Genomic DNA, 16,924 nt, shown 5'->3' with positions numbered 1-16,924 from the left:
ACTGCGTTTCTCCATATCTGAAAGCGCTTTCATCACAGGATTCAGGCAGAACTCATGACCCACGACGGCTCAAACGACAACCCCGGCGCGCCCAAGGTACCCAACGTACCCGTTGCGCCCAACGTGACGCTCGAGGCCATCGCGCGCGCGGCCGGCGTTTCTCCGAGCACCGTATCGCGGATCCTGAACGGTTCTGCGCGCGTGCTTCCCGCCAAGCAGCAGGCGGTGGAGGAGGCAATCGCGCGTTTCAACTATCGGCCGAACGTGCTCGCGCGCAGTCTCGCGAGCGGGCGGACCGAAACGATCGGCGTGTTGACACAGGCCGTATCGAGCCCGTTTTACGCCGAGTGGCTGCGCGGTATCGAAGAGTCGCTTTCCGAGCCGGGCTTCACGCCGATCTTCGTGAGCAGCCGCTGGAACATCGCCGACGAAAAGGCGCGCCTCGAGCAGTTCATCGCGCGGCGCGTCGACGGGATCATCCTGCTGCACGCTCAACTCGATGAGTCGACGTTGACCGACTACTCGCGGCACGCACCGATGCTCGTATTGGGCCGCTCGGTGCACAACAGCGCAACGCTCGCGGGCCTGCCGATCGACAACATGCAGGGCGCGCGCGACGCGACCCATCATCTGATCGAGCAAGGCCATCGCGAGATCGCGTTCATCGCCGGTCCGGCCAGTCACGAGGATGCGATCGAGCGCCTCGTCGGCTACCGGACCGCACTCGAGGAAGCGGGCATCGGCTTCGATGCCGACCTCGTCGAGCAGGGCGATTACCTCGAAACGGGTGGCGTCGCCGCGATGGAGCGCCTAATGGCGCGCCATCCATCGTTCAGCGCGGTGTTCTGCGCAAACGATCAGACCGCGTACGGCGCGCGCCTCGCGATGTTCCGCCGCGGCGTGCGGGTGCCGGACGACGTGTCGCTGGTCGGCTTCGACGACCTGCCGACTTCGTCGTACATGACGCCGCCTTTGACGACGGTTCGCCAGCCGACTTATGAAATCGGCCGACTCGCCGCGCAGGGCATCGTGCAAATGATCCGCAAGCAGTCGATCGCACTCAGCCCGATCCCGCTCACGCTCGTGACGCGTGAAACCACGCGGCGAATCACCCCGCCGGTAGAGCAGGGGGATACGCATGTGTAGCGGATTTTTTTCGCCTCGGCGTGAAAGCGCTTTCAGGTATCGGCAGTCAAGCAGAGATTCAGCAGCACATTCGGCACCAAGCAAAGCAGTACCAAGCAAAGCAGCAACAAAGACAACAGGGGAAGTAGGTCGCAGCAACCGGGTATTCATCAAATGCAGTTCAAACAGGTTTTTTTAGGAGACGAGTAATGAAATTCCGCTTTTCAGGCTCTGCCGCCGCCGTTCTGCTCAGCCTGGCCGCAGCCGGCGCGCACGCCAACACCACGTTGAACGTCGCGGTCTTTCCGAAGCTGGATCAGGAAATCAAGGACGCGCTGCCGGAGTGGAAGAAGCTGCATCCGGACGTCGACGTCAAGGTGTCGTCGCTCCAGATCGCCGATCACCACAACGCGATGACCACCGCTCTCGCGACGAGCTCGAATCTGCCCGACGTGATGGCGGTCGAGGTCGGCTTCATCGGCCGCTTTGCGGCGGGCGGCGGTCTCGAAGATCTGTCGAAGGCGCCGTATAGCGCGGGCCAGTACAAGAGCCAGTTCATCAACTACACGTTCGCGCAGGCGACCACGCAGGACGGCTCGATCGTCGGCATGCCGGCCGATATCGGTCCGGGCACGCTGTTCTATCGCAAGGACATTCTCGACAAGGCGGGCGTGACCGAAGCCGATCTGACGAAGTCGTGGGACTCGTATCTGGCGTCCGGCGTGAAGATCAAGAAGGCGACGGGTGCGTACCTGATGGCATCGTCGCGTGATATCGAGGACATCTACATTCGCGCCGACCTGAAGGAAGGCGACGGCGTGTACTTCGACAAGGCCGGCAATCCTATCGTCACGTCACCCCGTTTCGTGAAGGCGTTCGAACTCGCGAAGAAAGCGCGCGAGCTCGGTCTCGATGCGAAGATCACGCCGTGGTCGAACGAATGGGCCGAGAGCTTCAAGCGCGGCACCGTCGCAACGCAAATGATGGGCGCATGGCTCGGCGGCCACCTGTCGTCGTGGATCGCACCGGACACGAAGGGCCTGTGGCGCGCGGCCAATCTGCCGAATAACGCGTACGCATCGTTCGGTGGCACGTTCTGGTCGATTCCGGTGAAAGCGACGCAAAAGCCGATGTCGTGGGAATTCATCAAGTTCCTGACGACCCGCAAGGAAACGCAGCTCGCCTCGTTCCGTTCGATCGACGCATTCCCGTCGCTGCTCTCCGCGCAGACCGATTCGTTCTTCGCCGAGCCGGTCGCGTTCCTCGGCGACGAGAAGGCGCGTTTGATCTGGCGTGATGCGGCATCGCACATCCCGGCGATCCAGCGCAGCAAGTTCGACCAGGTCGCCGAGGAAGCGGTGCACTCGGCGCTCGACAAGGTCGTCGACGATGGCGCAGACGTGCATACCGCGCTGCAGGAAGCGCAGGACCAGATCGCCCATCGGGTCCGCCGTTAAGCGGTATTGATGCAAGGTCGCGGCACGCTGCGTGCCGCGGCCGAAGTGTCTCGCAGTGCGCTGCAAGTCTGCTGCAAACAGCGTGGCCGGTCATCGACCCATCCCACGCCCGACTGGACGGAACTATTGATGAACACTCCGCTGCCCACGACCGAAGAGGTCGCCCGCGATGCACGCGTGAGCGATGTGCTGAGCTCGCCCACGCCGTTCGCCGCGCCGCGCAAAACTTCGCGGCTCGATCCGGTGAAGGTCGCACCCTACCTGTTTCTCGGCCCGTTTTTCCTGCTGTTCGCGCTGTTCATGGCGTTCCCGCTGCTGTTTTCGCTGTACCTGTCGTTCCAGAGCTGGGACGCGACGGCAGGGCTCGCGAGCATGAAGTGGGTGGGTCTGTCGAACTTCACGTTCACGCTGACCGACCCGTGGTACTGGAAGTCGCTGTACAACACCGCGTCGATGGCGATCATGTCCGGCGTGCCGCAGCATCTGGTGGCGCTGCCGCTGGCGTTCTTTCTGCAAACCGCGTTTCGCCGCTGGCGCAACCTGATGGTCGGCCTGTACTTCCTGCCGTTCATCACGTCGAGCGTTGCGATCGCACTGATCTTCTCGTCGCTGTATTCGACCGACTTCGGCATGATCAATCTCGCGATCGCCGAGCTCGGCAAGCTGCCCGGCCTGCACTGGATCGTACCCGCGCATCCGATCGAGTGGCTATATAACCCGAAGAACGTCAAGCCGGCGGTGTCGGTGGTGATCTTCTGGCGCTATGTCGGCTGGAACACGGTGCTGTATCTGTCGGCGCTGCAAACCATTCCGAAAGACCTGTACGAGGCCGCACGCATCGACGGCGCGAACGGCTGGCAACAGTTCACCCGCATCACGATTCCGCTGATCAAGCCGATGATTTTCTTCGCGGTCACGCTGTCGATCATCGGCGGGCTGCAACTGTTCGAAGAGCCGTTCATCTTGCTGCCGAACGAAGGCATGGGTACCAGCCAGTCCGGCCTGACGACGGCCGTCTATATGTATCGCACCGCATTCCACGACGGTGATTTCGGCACCGCGAGTTCGATCGCATGGCTGCTGTTCATCTCGATCGGTGCGTTGATGTGGTTGAACACGCGGATCTTTCACCGCAGCGGCATGAACGAGGAGACACAGCGATGAAATCGTCGAACAACAAGGGCCGCTATATCGGCTATGCGATCGTGGTGGCCGGCGCGCTGCTGATGTTCTCGCCGTTCTACTTCATGTTCGTGTTCGCGACGCACACCAGCTCCGAGATTTTCTCGATGCCGCCCCCGCTGTGGTTCGGCAGCGCGTTTCTCGACAACATGGCCTCGCTGATCCGGCACATTCCGTTCTGGCGCAATCTCGGCTGGAGCTTCTATACGGCCGCGATGCAAACCGTGCTGACGCTGCTGGTCACGTCGATGGCCGGCTACGCGTTCGCGATGTACGAGTTCCGCTTCAAGAAGACGCTGTTCGCGATCGCGCTGACCGCGATGCTGGTGCCACCGTTCCTCAGCATGATTCCGACCTTCATGACGATGAACCTGCTCGGCTGGATCGATCAGCCGCGCGCGCTGTATGTGCCAGGCGCTGCCGCCGCGCTCGGCGTGTTCCTGATGCGCCAGTACGTCGCATCGGCGATCCCATCCGAGCTGATCGAGGCGGCGCGCATCGATGGCTGCGGTGAATTGCGCATCTACTGGAGCATCGTGATGCCGCTGCTGGGACCGGCGCTGGGCACGCTCGGGCTGATCAGCTTCATTCAGGCGTGGAACAACTTTCTGTCGGCGCTGGTCGTGCTGCGTTCGCCGTCGATGTACACGCTGCCGCTCGCGCTGCGCATTCTGCAAAGTCCGACCAATTCGGATTGGGGCGCGGTGATGGCGGGTTCCGCGGTCGCGGTGCTGCCGTTGCTCGTGCTGTTTGCGTTTACCTCGCGCCGTTTGATCGACGGTCTGACGACCGGCGCGGTCAAGGCCTGAGATTTTTCCTTTCATCTTCACGCCCTGGCGGGCATGACCATTCGGGACAACAACATTTATGTCGACGTATCGATTCAACGAAGACTTCGTCTGGGGCGTGGCCACCAGTTCCTACCAGATCGAAGGCGCAGCGCATGAGGACGGCCGTGGCCCGTCGATCTGGGACGCGTTCTGCCACGTGCCGGGCAAGGTCGTGAACGGCGAGAATGGCGATGTCGCATGCGATCACTATCACCTCCTCGAGGAAGACCTCGATCTGCTGGCTGAACTCGGCGTCAATGCTTATCGCTTTTCGATCGCGTGGCCGCGCGTGCAGCCGACCGGCCGCGGCGCATTCAACGAAAAGGGTCTCGCGTTCTACGAGCGCCTCGTCGACGGTTTGCTCGAGCGCGACATCCAGCCGTTCGCGACGCTTTATCACTGGGACCTGCCGTTGTCGCTGCAGCATACGCAAAACGGCTGGGAAAGCCGCGACACCGCCTATCGCTTCGCGGACTATGCGCGCAAGATCGGCAGCGTGCTCGGCGACCGCGTTGCATCGATCGCGACGCACAACGAGCCGTGGTGCACCGCATGGCTCGGCAACGCGACCGGCTATTTCGCGCCGGGCAACGCCGATCTGAAGAAAGCCGCGCACGTCGCGCACCATCTGCTGCTGTCGCACGGTCTCGCAGTGCAGGCGTTGCGCGCCGATGGCGTGAAGGCGCCGCTCGGCATCGTGCTGAATCAGTCGCCGGCGCACGGCGCGACGGATTCGCCTGAAGACCAGGCCGCCGCGTCGCTCGAATACGCGAAGTTCGTGCGCTGGTACATGGACCCGCTGTTCAAGGGCGAGTATCCGGCCGAGGCGCTGGAATGGTACGGCGCGAACGGTCCGCAAGAGGCGATCCTGAGCGGCGATTTCGATGTGATCGGCACGCCGATGGACTTCCTCGGCATCAACTACTACACGCGCATCTTCGCGAGTGCATCGGGCGAGAAGCGTCCGCCGGGCGTGCTCGGCTTCACGGACATGGATTGGGAAGTCTATCCGCAAGGCCTCACCGAGTTGCTGACGCGCATCAACGCCGACTACAAGCTGCCGCCGATCTACATCACCGAGAACGGCTGCGCGGCGAAGGACGTGCTGGCTAACGGCCGCGTGCATGACGCCGAGCGCGTGCGCTTCTATGACCTGCATCTGGCCGCGTTGTCGGACGCGGTGAAACAGGGCGTCGACGTGGCCGGCTATTTCGCGTGGAGCCTGATGGACAACTTCGAATGGGCGTCGGGTTACGACAAGCGCTTCGGCATGGTCTACGTCGACTATGCGAGCCAGGAGCGCACGCTGAAGGACAGCGCGTTGTGGTATCGCGACGTGATTGCGCAACACGCCGGCGTCGCAGCCGTGCGCTGACGCGCACGCCCGGCGGCGGGCGCACCGAACCTCGCGTGGCGCGACAGTAGTGGGGCAGTGGGATAGCGTCACGCGGGGTCTGCAAGTACAAGGACTGAGGAGGAGGAGGCATCAAATGGGCGAACTCGTGTTGCGCAACGTCTCGAAGACGTATGGCGAAGGACCGCAGGTGATTCAGGGCATCGATCTGCATATCCCGGACGGCCAGTTCACGGTCTTCGTGGGACCGTCGGGCTGCGGCAAGTCGACGATGCTGCGCATGATCGCGGGGCTCGAGTCGATAACGGGCGGCGACATTCTGATCGACGGCGTACGCGTCAACGATCTGCAGCCTACGGACCGCGGTATCTCGATGGTGTTCCAGAGCTACGCGCTCTACCCGCACATGACGGTCGCGGAAAACATGGGCTTTTCGCTGAAGCTGTCGGGCAAGTCGAAAAACGAAGTGCGCGAGGCGGTGGGCCGTGCCGCCGAGATCCTGCAGATCACGCATCTGCTCGAGCGCAAACCGAAGGCGCTGTCGGGCGGCCAGCGCCAGCGCGTCGCGATCGGACGGGCGATCGTGCGCAAGCCGCGCGTGTTCCTGTTCGACGAACCGCTGTCGAATCTCGATGCGGCGCTGCGCGTGCAGATGCGTATCGAACTCGCGAAGCTGCATCGCGAACTCGGCACGACGATGATCTACGTCACGCACGATCAGGTCGAGGCGATGACGCTCGGCCAGCAGATCGTCGTGTTCAACAAAGGCCATATCGAGCAGACCGGTGCGCCGCTCGAACTGTATGAGCGACCGGCGAACCGCTTCGTCGGCGGCTTCATCGGCTCGCCGCAGATGAACATGCTGGCCGCGACGCTGGTGTCGCAAAGCGATACGCAAACCGTCGTGGCGCTCGCCGGCGCGAGCCAGCGCATCGTGCTGCCCGGCCGGTCGGCGCAGTCGCTGAGCGGCGAGCTGACGCTCGGAGTGCGCGCCGAGCATCTGGACATCGGCTCGCTCGACGACGGTCTCGCCGCGCGTGTCGAACTGGTCGAGCATCTCGGCGACGTGTCGCTGCTGCATGCGCGACTCGATGGCATGGCGCACGCGATCACGCTGAAGCTCGACAAGAAGGACGCGCAGCATGCGGTCGGCGCCCGCGTCGGGATCAAGGTGGCGTCGTCGTCGGTCACGCTGTTCGATGCGGACGGCGCCGCGGTGGGTCTGTCGCGACCCAAAGTCGGCGAGGACGTAGGCGCGGTCGTTTGACAGGCCGATGCCGACGAGCGAGCACCAGCACACCGATGGCGGATAGCGCGATGGAGAAAAATGTAGCGAAGGACGATGGCGAGGCCGCGGCTAGCGGCCCGTCCGGGCAGCGGTATGCACAGACGCCTGGTGAAACGGCGGCTGCCGCGGACCGCGGGCAATCGGCTATCGAACGAGCGCCGCAGCAGCGAGGAAGGTTGAAGAAGCCGCGCGAATCGCTGCATGCGTGGATCGTACATTTCGATGCGGAGCCTTCATCGAGACCACCTGCATCGGACGACGAAGAGTGACGCACAAGCAGGGATGTCGTTAGTTGGTTTGCATTAAATATTACGTTTTGCTGTCTATGCTTTGCACGGAGCTTCATCCTTGCTGGGCTTGGCTTTGAGGGTCGGGTCGGGTGGTTCCGGATAGTGGTTCCGAACTTAGGTTAACTCCGCATGGCGGCGGCGAGTAGGGGCCATTAACATCCGCTAACGTTAAGGGTAACGTTCCGGCCGTTTACATCTATTCGAAGAGCTAAAACGCGGAGCAGACATTGAAACCCGAGACGCGTCGCGCGGTTACGGCAATCGTCGCCGCGAGTTGGACGGGAGTTCGAGGGAGCTCCTGGCAGTAGGTTGGGAAGAAGTGCCTGAGAGCAAGGTTGATAAAGAATGTCGGGCCGCGCATCGCGGGCGTTCGCATGCGGGCGCGCCGGCCCGACACAAAAAATAACCGTTGGAATTTTGCTGGGTGGAGAGCGTCATGGAAAAGCGAGTATCTAAAGCCATCTTCAAGTCCCGGGCCTGCGAGCTGTTCCGTCAGGTCGAGGCATTGGGCGAAACTGTGGTCGTCACCGACCGCGGGCAACCCACCATCGAAATTCGGCCGTATCGCAGCAAACAGGAAAATCCGCTCGAGCTGCTGCGCGCGTCGATTACGCATTTCAATCTGAAGCATGCGTTGCAACCGGTCACGGCCGAGCAGGAAAAGTAATGATTACGCTCGACACGCTTGCGCTCGTGTGCTGGCTCGGCAGGCAAAAAGCGCTGAGCCAGGCCGCGCACGATGCGATCGATCGGGAACTCGCCGGCGGCGAGATCCTGATCTCGGCGATCAGCGCGTTCGAAATCGCGGAGTTCGTGAAGGTCGGCAGTCTCGGGCTGTCGATGGACGCGCGCAGCTGGATGTCGACGTTTCTGTCGCTAGACGGCGTGCGGATGATTCCGGTCGACACCGAGATCGCGTTTCGCGCGGCCACGCTGCCGCCTTCGCTCAGCTTGCATCAACGCCTGATCGTCGCGACCGCGCGCACGCATGGCGGCGCGCTCGTGACTTCGGATGCGAAGGTGCGCGCGGCGACTTACGTCGAAACGATCTGGTGACGACCGCGGCGCTGCTTGGTGCGGACAGGGCCGGTGGAATCGCGCACCACCAGTTCCGCCGGCAGCGTGATGCGCTGCGAAGCGGCGTCGATCCCGGCGATTTGCGCGAGCAGCGTGTTGACCGCCGAGCGCGCCATTTGCTGGAACGGTTGACGGATCGTGGTGAGCGCCGGGTGGAACTGCTCGGACATCGGGATGTCGTCGAAGCCGATCACCGAGATGTCGTCCGGCACGCGCAGGCCGGCTTCGCGAATTGCGGCGATTACGCCGAACGCGCTCTGGTCGTTGGCCGTGAAGATCGCGGTGGGGGGCTCGGCGAGGTTCAGCAGATCGAACGTGACGTCGAACGCCATCATTTGCGACAGGTCGCCCGCGGCGACCAGCGAGTCTTCACGCGGCAGGCCGAGACGAGCCAGCGTGTCGTGATAGCCGCGTTGCCGGTCGCGCACACCTTCGATCGTTTCGTCGCCCGCCAGAAACGCGATGCGCTTGTGACCGAGCTCCGCCAGGTGTTCGACCGCGAGACAGGCGCCGCCGTAGTTGTCGACCGACACCGACGGGAAGCCCGTCAGCGTGCCGCGCTGATCGACGACGACGACCGGCACCTTCGCGGTGGCGAGCGCCTCGAGGCACAGCGACTCGCGCGGAAGAATCGCGAGGATGCCGTCGGAGAATTGCTGGATCAGTCCGAGCAGGTCGTGATGCGTATGACGATCTTCGTCGAACACCGTGTAGACCAGCATCTCGCAGCCCGCGCCACGCGCCGCGCGGCCCGCGCCGAGAATCAGTTCGCTGGAGAATTGCGTGTCGAGCGTCGGCGTGATGATGCCGATGATGCCATTGCGGCCACCCGACAGTTTCTGCGCGGTGCGGTTGACGACGTAACCGATGTCCGACGCGATTCTCAGTACTTCGTCACGGGTTTCGCGCGACACGCCAGGACGGCCGTTCAGAGCGCGCGATGCGGTCATCTGGGACACCCCGGCAAGCTTGGCGACGTGCTCAAGTGTGGGGGTTTGTCTTGCCATGCGGGTCGGAGCTGTGCGAGAGGTCATTGGATGGGTCGACTCGCTAATCGCGTTAGCGATACCGTTTATGTAGTCGCTATTCTAGCAGAACCCTATATATTTCGGCTTTCGCGCAATCAATCAATCTTATACAAGTGTTGCGTCGCAGCCCGCCGAGACCAGGTAAAATCCCGCATAGCGTTACTTCGTGCATCGGCCTAACATTCACTAACGTTAAGGCTAACGTTAACGTTTCGGCGGTTTCTTAAAAATCCAGAAGAGGGGACACACACATGGCGTACCCGGCGTTGTTTAAAGCGCGGTCCATTGTCGGCGCGACGGCGCTGCTGTTTTCGTTGTCTGCAGTTGTTTCGAACGCCCTAGCGGCGGACTCCAAGACGATCACGGTATGGGACCAGCAGACCAATGCGTCGTCGAGCAAGATCATTCGCGACGCGTCGGATCGATTCGAAAAGGCGGTTCCGGGCTACAAGGTCGAGAATTCGCACGTGCTGAACGAAGCGTACAAGACGAAGCTGAAGGTCGCTTTCGGCGCGAACCAGCCGCCGTGCGTGTTCGAGAACTGGGGCGGCGGCGGCCTGCACGAGTACGTGAAGTCCGGCCAGATCGCCGACCTGACGCCGTACCTGACCAAGGACCCGGCGTATCGCAACCGCTTCATGCAATCGTCGTGGGATGTCACTACATTCGACGGCAAGACCTACGGTGTTGCTGCCGAAAACGCAGCGGCCGCGGTGATCTTTTACAACAAGGAAGTTTTCAAGAAGTACGGCATCACGCCGCCGAAGACGTGGGATGAACTGATGCACGTCGTCGACGTGCTGAAGCAGCACAACGTTGCGGCGTTCTCGCTCGCGAACAAGAACAAGTGGACCGGATCGATGTACTACATGTACCTCGTCGACCGTATCGGTGGTCCGCAAGTCGTGAAGGATGCGATCGAAGGCAAGGGCAAGGGCTTCGAAGATCCGGCCTTCGTCGAAGCCGGCAAGCGCATTCAGGAACTGGTGAAGGCTGGCGCGTTCGCACCGGGCATCAACGGTCTTGATTACGACTCGGGCGCTTCGCGCCGTCTGCTGTACACCGGCAAGGCTGCCATGGAGCTGATGGGCGCCTGGGAAGCTTCGACGATCGCCAACGAAAATCCGACGTTCTCGAAGGATCTCGACTTCTTCCCGTTCCCGAGCGTGCCGGGTGGCAAGGGCGATCCGCGTGACCTGATCGGCACGGTGGGCGATGGCTTCCTCAGCATCTCGGCCGAGTGCAAGACGCCGGAAGCAGCGTTCAAGCTGATCCAGGCATTGACCGACGAACAGGCGATGCAGGCTCGCGCATCGGATGACCACAAGCTCCCGCCGGTCAATAACGTCAAGATCGACGATCCGTTCACGCAGCGTCTGCAGAAACTGCTTGCGGCGGCTCCGAGCGTGCAGCTCTGGTACGACCAGGCACTGCCGCCGGCTCTCGGTGAAATGCACAAGGACACGACGCAGGCGCTGTTCGGCCTGTCGGTGACGCCTGAAGCTGCTGCGCAGCAAATGGAAGCCGCTTCGAAGAAGGGCGGTTGATCCCTAGTCTTAAAGAAAAGTCCGACCGGCACCGCGAGGTGCCGGTCGGCATACAAGCCCGTGAATATTGCAATTACCGCTACTCCCGAACGCCGGCTGAGATTCTCGTCGCAAACGTTAGTCACGGTCGTGTTTCTTGCGCCGTCGCTGCTGCTGCTGGCCGTGTTCCTGCTTTATCCGCTCGTCTCCAGCCTGCGGCTGTCGCTGCTCGACTGGAACGGCCTCGGCAACACTGCCCGTTATATCGGGCTCGCGAACTGGGAGCGGCTCGCGCACGACACGGTGTTCTGGCAATCGCTGAAGAACAACGTGATTCTTGCTGTCGCATCGATCGTCATCCAGCTTCCGATCGCGCTCGCGCTCGCCGTGCTGCTGGAAAAGGCCGGCCGTGGCTCGCGCTTGCTGAAGGTTCTCTATTTCCTTCCTCTGTTGATGTCGAGCGTGGCGATCGGCGTGCTGTTCAAGCAAATCTACGATCCGAATTTCGGTCCGGTCAACGTCGCGCTGCAGGCATTCGGGCTCGATGGCCTCGCGAAGGACTGGCTGGGCGACCCGCATTTTTCGCTGGGCGCGACGATTGCCGTGATCATCTGGCAGAACGCGCCTTTCTACATGATTCTGTTCCTCGCCGGGCTCTCGTCGATGCCGGCGGAAGTCAACGAGGCCGCGCTGCTCGACGGCGCATCCGAGTGGACCATTTTCTGGCGCATCAAGCTGCCGCACCTGCAAGGCACGGTGCGCACGGCGGTGCTGCTGTCCGTGCTCGGCTCGCTGCGTTACTTCGATCTCGTCTTCGTCATGACCGGCGGCGGCCCCGAAGGCTCGTCCGAGGTGATGGCCACCTACATGTATCGCACGGTGTTTAGTTCGTTCCAACTCGGCTACGGCAGCACCATCGGCTCGGCGATGTTCCTTATCGTCATCACGGTGGCGGCGGTGTCGATGTACTTCACCCGCCGTTATGCAACCGAGGTCTGAACCATGAACAAGAAACTACGCTTCCCCCGCGTCGGGATTCCTCTGCTGGCATTGATCTGGCTGGCCGTCACGACGATTCCGTTTCTCTTCATGGTCGCGTCGAGCCTGAAGAGCCAGGAGGAGACTTTCGCGACGTCCGTGTGGGCGCCCCCGAGCCACCTGTACTGGGGCAATTACGCGGCTGTGCTGCAGGGGCCGTTCTTCACTTATTTCCGTAACAGCGTGTTCACGGTGGGCGTGTCGGTGCTGCTGATCGTCATCATCAGTGCGATGGCGGCCTACGTGTTTGCGCGCTTGCGCTTCTCGCTGAACAAGACGCTGTTCGGACTGGTGGTCGCCGGCATGATCGTGCCGCTGCATGCGACGCTCGTGCCGATCTATCTGCTCACGCGCAACCTCGGCCTCTACGACACCGCGTTCGCGCTGCTCGGCCCGTATGTGGCGCTCAGTCTGCCGGTGTCGATCTTCATCCTGACCGAATTCATGCGCCAGATTCCGCGCGAGCTCGAAGAAGCGGCGCAGCTCGACGGCTGCAGTCCGTTTCGCATCTTCTGGCGGATTTTCTTTCCGCTTTCGGCACCGGGGCTCGCCACTGTGACGATCTTCAACGGCATTGGCCTGTGGAACGAGTTCATCTTCGCGTACATGCTCACGTCGACGGCCGAGCACCGTACGCTGCCGCTCGCGATCTGGGATTTCATGGGGCAATACGCGTCGAACATTCCTTCGATGCTGTCCGTCCTCGTGCTCACCTCGTTGCCGCTGATCGTTGCCTACGCGTTCGGTCAGGAGCGCGTGATCAAGGGGATGATGGCTGGCTCGCTCAAGGGCTGATCCGCATCGCACACCACCTCGAATCGTGTGGGCCGCAGTGGCCCGCACACCGAACTTCGCAAAAACGACATGGCAAGCATCTCTCTCACTAACGTACAGAAGTCCTATACGAGCGGTAACTCGGTGATCCGCGACGCCAACCTCGAAGTCGGCAAGGATGAATTCTGCGTGTTCCTCGGGCCGTCCGGCTGCGGCAAGTCCACGCTGCTGCGCATGATTGCCGGCCTCGAATCGATCACCGACGGCGAACTGCGCATCGACGGTGAACTGATGAACAACGTCGAACCCGCGAAGCGCCAGGTAGCGATGGTGTTCCAGAACTACGCGCTGTATCCGCATATGAGCGTGTACGAGAACATGGCGTTCGGTCTGCGTCAGGCGAAAGTCGACAAGGCCATCATCGACAAGAAAGTGCGCAGCGCCGCTGCCGCACTGCAACTCGACAGCTATCTCGAGCGCCGCCCCGCTGCGCTGTCCGGCGGCCAGCGCCAGCGCGTGGCGATCGGCCGCGCGATCGTGCGCGAGCCGGGCGTGTTCCTGTTCGACGAGCCACTGTCGAATCTCGACGCCGCGCTGCGCGTGCAAACGCGTACTGAAATCGCCCGTTTGCATCGCGAGTTCAACCGTGCGAGCGCGGTGTACGTCACGCACGACCAGATCGAAGCAATGGCGCTCGCCGACAAGATCGTGCTGCTGCACGCCGGCGCGGACATGGAAAAACACGGCAGCATCGCGCAGATCGGCGCGCCGCTCGATCTGTATCACCGGCCGAAGAGCCGCTTCGTCGCGGGCTTCATCGGTTCGCCGAAGATGAACTTCATGCCGGCCACGGTCCTCGCGGTCGACGAAAAGGGCATTCAGGTCGAACTGACCACGGGCGAGCGCGTGCGCGCCGAGGTCGACGGCCGCAGGCAGCGCGTCGGCTCGAAGGTCACGCTCGGCATCCGGCCGGAGCATCTCGCCCTGCCGTCGGCGCAGCCCGGCGTGCAGTCGATTCGCTGCGCCGTGCGTCTGGTCGAGCGGATGGGCGAGCACAGCTACGTGCACGTGGACGGTGGCGTGCGAGACGGCAACACGATGATCGCCAAACTGCCCGGCGACGGTGGCGTGAACCACGACGAACGCGTCGAGTTGGCGTTCGCACCGCACGCGTGCCACGTATTCGACGACAAGGATTTCGCGCTGCCGCGTCTGCACTGATCCGCTTGTGACCGCGCTTTGCTGCGCGAAGCAGGCAAGCGCGGTCCCACTGAACCGCGTCGCTAGTCGCACCGAACGACCCCGCAGCCGATCAAACACCGCGAATCTAGAGTCGCGGCCGCGTTCGGTCGATTAGCAGGACTGCGAAGTACGGAAAGTTATCTGAAATGGAACCGGATGGCTCCGGGCCGAAGCAACGCCCTGCCGCACGCTTGTCAGGAACTACGGATTTGTCGGCGCTTCATGCGCTTCGTACACCAGGATAAATAAAAGGAGTTTTCGATGTTGCTTCGCCAAAGCGAGATGCCGCTCTACCGCAGTCCCGCCGCAGCCGTGGAAGAGCGCGTGGCCGATCTGCTCGCGCGCATGACACTCGACGAAAAGATTGCGCAGCTTCATGCCGCGTGGCTGGTGCTGTCGGCCGATGGCAATCACAAGGCGCGTAGCATCGATTTCGCGCAGAGTGCCAACCAGATCACGGTCGACGAAATCTTGCAATATGGCCTCGGCCAGATCACGCGTCCGCTCGGCACGCATACGGTCGATCCGAAGGAAGGCGTGCGCGCGCTCAACGAACTGCAGCGCAAGATGGTCGAAGACACGCGCCTCGGCATTCCGGTGATGGCGCACGAGGAGTGCCTCGTCGGCCTCATGATCAAGGACGCGACGCTGTTCCCGTCGCCGTTGAACTATGCAGCGACGTGGAATCCGCGACTGGTCGGCGAAGTCGGCACGATCATCGGCGAGCAGGCGCGTTCGATCGGCTGTCACCAGGGGCTCGCGCCGGTGCTCGACGTGTCGCGCGATCCGCGCTGGGGCCGCACCGAGGAGACGCTCGGCGAAGACCCGTATCTGGTCGGCGTGCTCGCGTGCCATTACGTGAAAGGCCTGCAAGGCGAACAGCGCGATTTGCTCGCGACGCTCAAGCATTTCGTCGGTCATTCGGCGAGCGAAGGCGGCCGCAATCATGCGCCGGTGCATGTCGGTCCGCGCGAGCTCAACGACGTGTTCATGCTGCCGTTCGAAATGGCCGTGAAGCTCGCGAACGCGGGCTCGGTGATGCCCGCGTATCACGACGTCGATGGCGTGCCCTGCCATGGCGATCGCGCGCTGCTGCACGACACGCTGCGCGAGAAGTGGGGTTTCGACGGTCTCGTCGTCGCGGATTACGCGGGCGTGGACCTGCTTTACAGCCATCACGCGGTGGCGCGCGACAGCGCTTCAGCCGCGGCCCTCGCGTTCAACTCAGGCCTCGACGTCGAACTGCCGGGCCACGAGTGCGCGGTGCATCTGAAGGAGGCGCTCGAGCGCAACGAGATCACCGAAGCGACGATCGACACCGCCGTCACGCGCGTGCTGCGCGTGAAATTCCAGCTCGGCCTGTTCGAGAATCCGTATGTCGATCCCGAACGCGTCGACGTGAAGAGCGCGGCCGCGGGCGATACCGCGTATCAGGTCGCGCTCGAATCGGCGGTGCTGCTGCGCAATCAGGGCAACGTGCTGCCGCTCGACGCGAACGGCGCCGACAAAATCGCGGTGATCGGCCCGACCGCCGACGATCCGCTCGCGCTCCTCGCCGGCTATAGCTTCCCGGTGCATCTGATCAACAGCGGCGAGCAGTCCACTGCTTCGATCGCGACGCCGCTGCGTTCGCTGCGCGCGTTGCTCGGCAACGAGCGCGTGATTCACGCGCAGGGCTGCGACATCATCAAGGAACGCCGCGCGGGCGCGCCGGTGTTCCCGGGCGACGTGTCGCTCGATCTGACCGGCGACGCGCATTGCGACGAACTGATCAGCAAGGACACCGACGGCATCGCGGCAGCGGTCGAGGCCGCGCGGCAAGCGGGCGTCGCGCTGGTGTTCGTCGGCGATCTGGCGGGCCTGTTCCAGTCCGGCACGGTCGGCGAAGGGTCCGATACCGACAGCCTCGACCTGCCGGGCGTGCAGCAGGCGTTGCTGCAGGCGGTGGTCGACAGCGGCACGCCGACGGTCGTCGTGATGACGGGCGGCCGCCCGTACAATCTCGGCGGCCTCGAAGATCGCATTGCCGCGCAGATCATGGCGTTCGCGCCGGGCGAGCGCGGCGCCGAAGCGCTGGCCGATCTGCTGGTGGGCCGCGCCAACTTCAGCGGCCGTCTGCCGCTGTCGGTGCCGAAGAGCGCGGGCGCCGTGCCGTACGTGTATAACCATCGTCTGAAAAGCGCTGGAACGCCGATTGCATACCATTTCGGTTGCCGCTATCCGTTCGGCTTCGGTCTCGGCTACACGCAGTTCCGTTACGGCGATCTCGCGCTCGCGCACAGCGAAGTGCCGATCGAAGACGGGACGATCGAGCTGAGCTTCACGCTCGACAACATCGGTGCGCGCGACGGCACCGAGATCGTGCAGATCTACGTGCGTGACCGTCACGCGTCGGTCGCGCGGCCGGTGCGCGAGCTGAAAGCGTTTGCGCGCGTGCCGCTCGCGGCCGGTGCCTCGGCGCGTGTGCGCGTGAAGCTGCCGGTCGATATGCTTAACTTCACCGACGCGCGCGGCGAGCGTATCGTCGAGCCCGGCGATTTCGATCTGCTCGTCGGCAGTTCGAGCCGCGACATTCATCTGAGCGGCACGGTCGCGGTCGCGGGCGCCGCGACCAGAACGCTCGAACGCAACTGGCGCATGCTGAGCGAAGTCGAGATCGCGGCCTAAGCGGCGGGTCGGGGCGGCGAGTGCCGCCCCGTGTGTGGTCCTACTC

The 16,924-nt window shown here is 62.9% G+C and carries 14 protein-coding genes; 13 read left to right on the top strand and 1 reads right to left on the bottom strand.

Annotated features, from left to right (window positions below):
• Positions 1 to 54: 54 nt before the first annotated feature.
• The 8 genes from AB3X95_RS12285 to AB3X95_RS12250 all read left to right on the top strand — a co-directional run bounded on the left by AB3X95_RS12285 (position 55) and on the right by AB3X95_RS12250 (position 8,582).
• The gene (locus AB3X95_RS12285) at positions 55 to 1,146 is read left to right on the top strand and encodes a LacI family DNA-binding transcriptional regulator (protein WP_368621446.1); all 1,092 of its coding nucleotides are present in this window, start codon (positions 55 to 57) and stop codon (positions 1,144 to 1,146) included.
• A 188-nt stretch (positions 1,147 to 1,334) separates the two neighbouring features.
• Positions 1,335 to 2,582, top strand: a complete 1,248-nt coding sequence (locus tag AB3X95_RS12280; RefSeq protein ID WP_368612795.1) for an ABC transporter substrate-binding protein — start codon at positions 1,335 to 1,337, stop codon at positions 2,580 to 2,582.
• Positions 2,583 to 2,711: 129 nt separating this feature from the next.
• A complete protein-coding gene (locus AB3X95_RS12275) occupies positions 2,712 to 3,746 on the top strand; it encodes a carbohydrate ABC transporter permease (protein WP_176121538.1) in 1,035 nt (344 codons plus the stop codon).
• A complete protein-coding gene (locus AB3X95_RS12270; RefSeq protein ID WP_368621445.1) occupies positions 3,743 to 4,573 on the top strand; it encodes a carbohydrate ABC transporter permease in 831 nt (276 codons plus the stop codon). Before AB3X95_RS12275 ends, AB3X95_RS12270 begins: the two co-directional genes overlap by 4 nt.
• 58 nt (positions 4,574 to 4,631) lie before the next feature.
• Positions 4,632 to 5,969, top strand: coding sequence for a GH1 family beta-glucosidase (locus AB3X95_RS12265; protein ID WP_176365347.1), 1,338 nt, complete (start codon positions 4,632 to 4,634; stop codon positions 5,967 to 5,969).
• A 115-nt stretch (positions 5,970 to 6,084) separates the two neighbouring features.
• Complete coding sequence (locus AB3X95_RS12260; protein WP_176121541.1) at positions 6,085 to 7,215, top strand: ABC transporter ATP-binding protein; 1,131 nt, start codon at positions 6,085 to 6,087, stop codon at positions 7,213 to 7,215.
• Between the two features lie 747 nt (positions 7,216 to 7,962).
• The gene (locus tag AB3X95_RS12255) at positions 7,963 to 8,193 is read left to right on the top strand and encodes a type II toxin-antitoxin system Phd/YefM family antitoxin (protein ID WP_176121542.1); all 231 of its coding nucleotides are present in this window, start codon (positions 7,963 to 7,965) and stop codon (positions 8,191 to 8,193) included.
• Positions 8,193 to 8,582, top strand: coding sequence for a type II toxin-antitoxin system VapC family toxin (locus AB3X95_RS12250; RefSeq protein ID WP_176121543.1), 390 nt, complete (start codon positions 8,193 to 8,195; stop codon positions 8,580 to 8,582). The genes AB3X95_RS12255 and AB3X95_RS12250 overlap by 1 nt, the downstream gene beginning before the upstream one ends.
• Here AB3X95_RS12250 and AB3X95_RS12245 read toward each other — a convergent pair.
• The gene (locus AB3X95_RS12245) at positions 8,561 to 9,610 is read right to left on the bottom strand and encodes a LacI family DNA-binding transcriptional regulator (RefSeq protein WP_176111585.1); all 1,050 of its coding nucleotides are present in this window, start codon (positions 9,608 to 9,610) and stop codon (positions 8,561 to 8,563) included. The genes AB3X95_RS12250 and AB3X95_RS12245 overlap by 22 nt on opposite strands.
• Positions 9,611 to 9,945: 335 nt before the next feature.
• Here AB3X95_RS12245 and AB3X95_RS12240 point away from each other — a divergent pair, with 335 nt between their 5' ends.
• The 5 genes from AB3X95_RS12240 to AB3X95_RS12220 all read left to right on the top strand — a co-directional run bounded on the left by AB3X95_RS12240 (position 9,946) and on the right by AB3X95_RS12220 (position 16,878).
• The gene (locus AB3X95_RS12240) at positions 9,946 to 11,178 is read left to right on the top strand and encodes an extracellular solute-binding protein (protein WP_255214937.1); all 1,233 of its coding nucleotides are present in this window, start codon (positions 9,946 to 9,948) and stop codon (positions 11,176 to 11,178) included.
• Between the two features lie 60 nt (positions 11,179 to 11,238).
• Positions 11,239 to 12,156 carry a sugar ABC transporter permease gene (locus tag AB3X95_RS12235; RefSeq protein ID WP_309234953.1) on the top strand — a complete coding sequence of 306 codons (918 nt, stop codon included), beginning with the start codon at positions 11,239 to 11,241 and terminating at the stop codon, positions 12,154 to 12,156.
• 3 nt (positions 12,157 to 12,159) lie between these two features.
• Positions 12,160 to 12,990: a carbohydrate ABC transporter permease gene (locus AB3X95_RS12230; protein ID WP_176111587.1), complete on the top strand. Its 831-nt coding sequence runs from the start codon at positions 12,160 to 12,162 to the stop codon at positions 12,988 to 12,990.
• A gap of 69 nt (positions 12,991 to 13,059) precedes the next feature.
• Positions 13,060 to 14,190, top strand: a complete 1,131-nt coding sequence (locus tag AB3X95_RS12225; protein ID WP_368621444.1) for an ABC transporter ATP-binding protein — start codon at positions 13,060 to 13,062, stop codon at positions 14,188 to 14,190.
• Positions 14,191 to 14,472: 282 nt separating this feature from the next.
• Entirely contained in the window at positions 14,473 to 16,878 is a 2,406-nt protein-coding gene (locus tag AB3X95_RS12220) for a glycoside hydrolase family 3 N-terminal domain-containing protein (protein ID WP_368621443.1), read from the top strand.
• Positions 16,879 to 16,924: the final 46 nt, after the last annotated feature.

The organism is Paraburkholderia sp. BR13444 (assembly GCF_040948755.1).
Lineage (GTDB): Bacteria > Pseudomonadota > Gammaproteobacteria > Burkholderiales > Burkholderiaceae > Paraburkholderia > Paraburkholderia youngii.
The sequence above is the reverse complement of the archived record's forward strand: the minus strand, read 5'-3'. Positions and strand labels throughout refer to the sequence as shown.

Bases quoted from the DNA above. Each gene is read 5' to 3' on its own strand.
- AB3X95_RS12255 (WP_176121542.1), top strand. From the start codon at position 7,963: ATGGAAAAGCGAGTATCTAAAGCCATCTTCAAGTCCCGGGCCTGCGAG.
- AB3X95_RS12225 (WP_368621444.1), top strand. From the start codon at position 13,060: ATGGCAAGCATCTCTCTCACTAACGTACAGAAGTCCTATACGAGCGGT.
- AB3X95_RS12230 (WP_176111587.1), top strand. From the start codon at position 12,160: ATGAACAAGAAACTACGCTTCCCCCGCGTCGGGATTCCTCTGCTGGCA.
- AB3X95_RS12250 (WP_176121543.1), top strand. From the start codon at position 8,193: ATGATTACGCTCGACACGCTTGCGCTCGTGTGCTGGCTCGGCAGGCAA.
- AB3X95_RS12260 (WP_176121541.1), top strand. From the start codon at position 6,085: ATGGGCGAACTCGTGTTGCGCAACGTCTCGAAGACGTATGGCGAAGGA.
- AB3X95_RS12220 (WP_368621443.1), top strand. From the start codon at position 14,473: ATGTTGCTTCGCCAAAGCGAGATGCCGCTCTACCGCAGTCCCGCCGCA.
- AB3X95_RS12245 (WP_176111585.1), bottom strand. From the start codon at position 9,610: ATGGCAAGACAAACCCCCACACTTGAGCACGTCGCCAAGCTTGCCGGG.
- AB3X95_RS12275 (WP_176121538.1), top strand. From the start codon at position 2,712: ATGAACACTCCGCTGCCCACGACCGAAGAGGTCGCCCGCGATGCACGC.
- AB3X95_RS12285 (WP_368621446.1), top strand. From the start codon at position 55: ATGACCCACGACGGCTCAAACGACAACCCCGGCGCGCCCAAGGTACCC.
- AB3X95_RS12270 (WP_368621445.1), top strand. From the start codon at position 3,743: ATGAAATCGTCGAACAACAAGGGCCGCTATATCGGCTATGCGATCGTG.
- AB3X95_RS12265 (WP_176365347.1), top strand. From the start codon at position 4,632: ATGTCGACGTATCGATTCAACGAAGACTTCGTCTGGGGCGTGGCCACC.
- AB3X95_RS12280 (WP_368612795.1), top strand. From the start codon at position 1,335: ATGAAATTCCGCTTTTCAGGCTCTGCCGCCGCCGTTCTGCTCAGCCTG.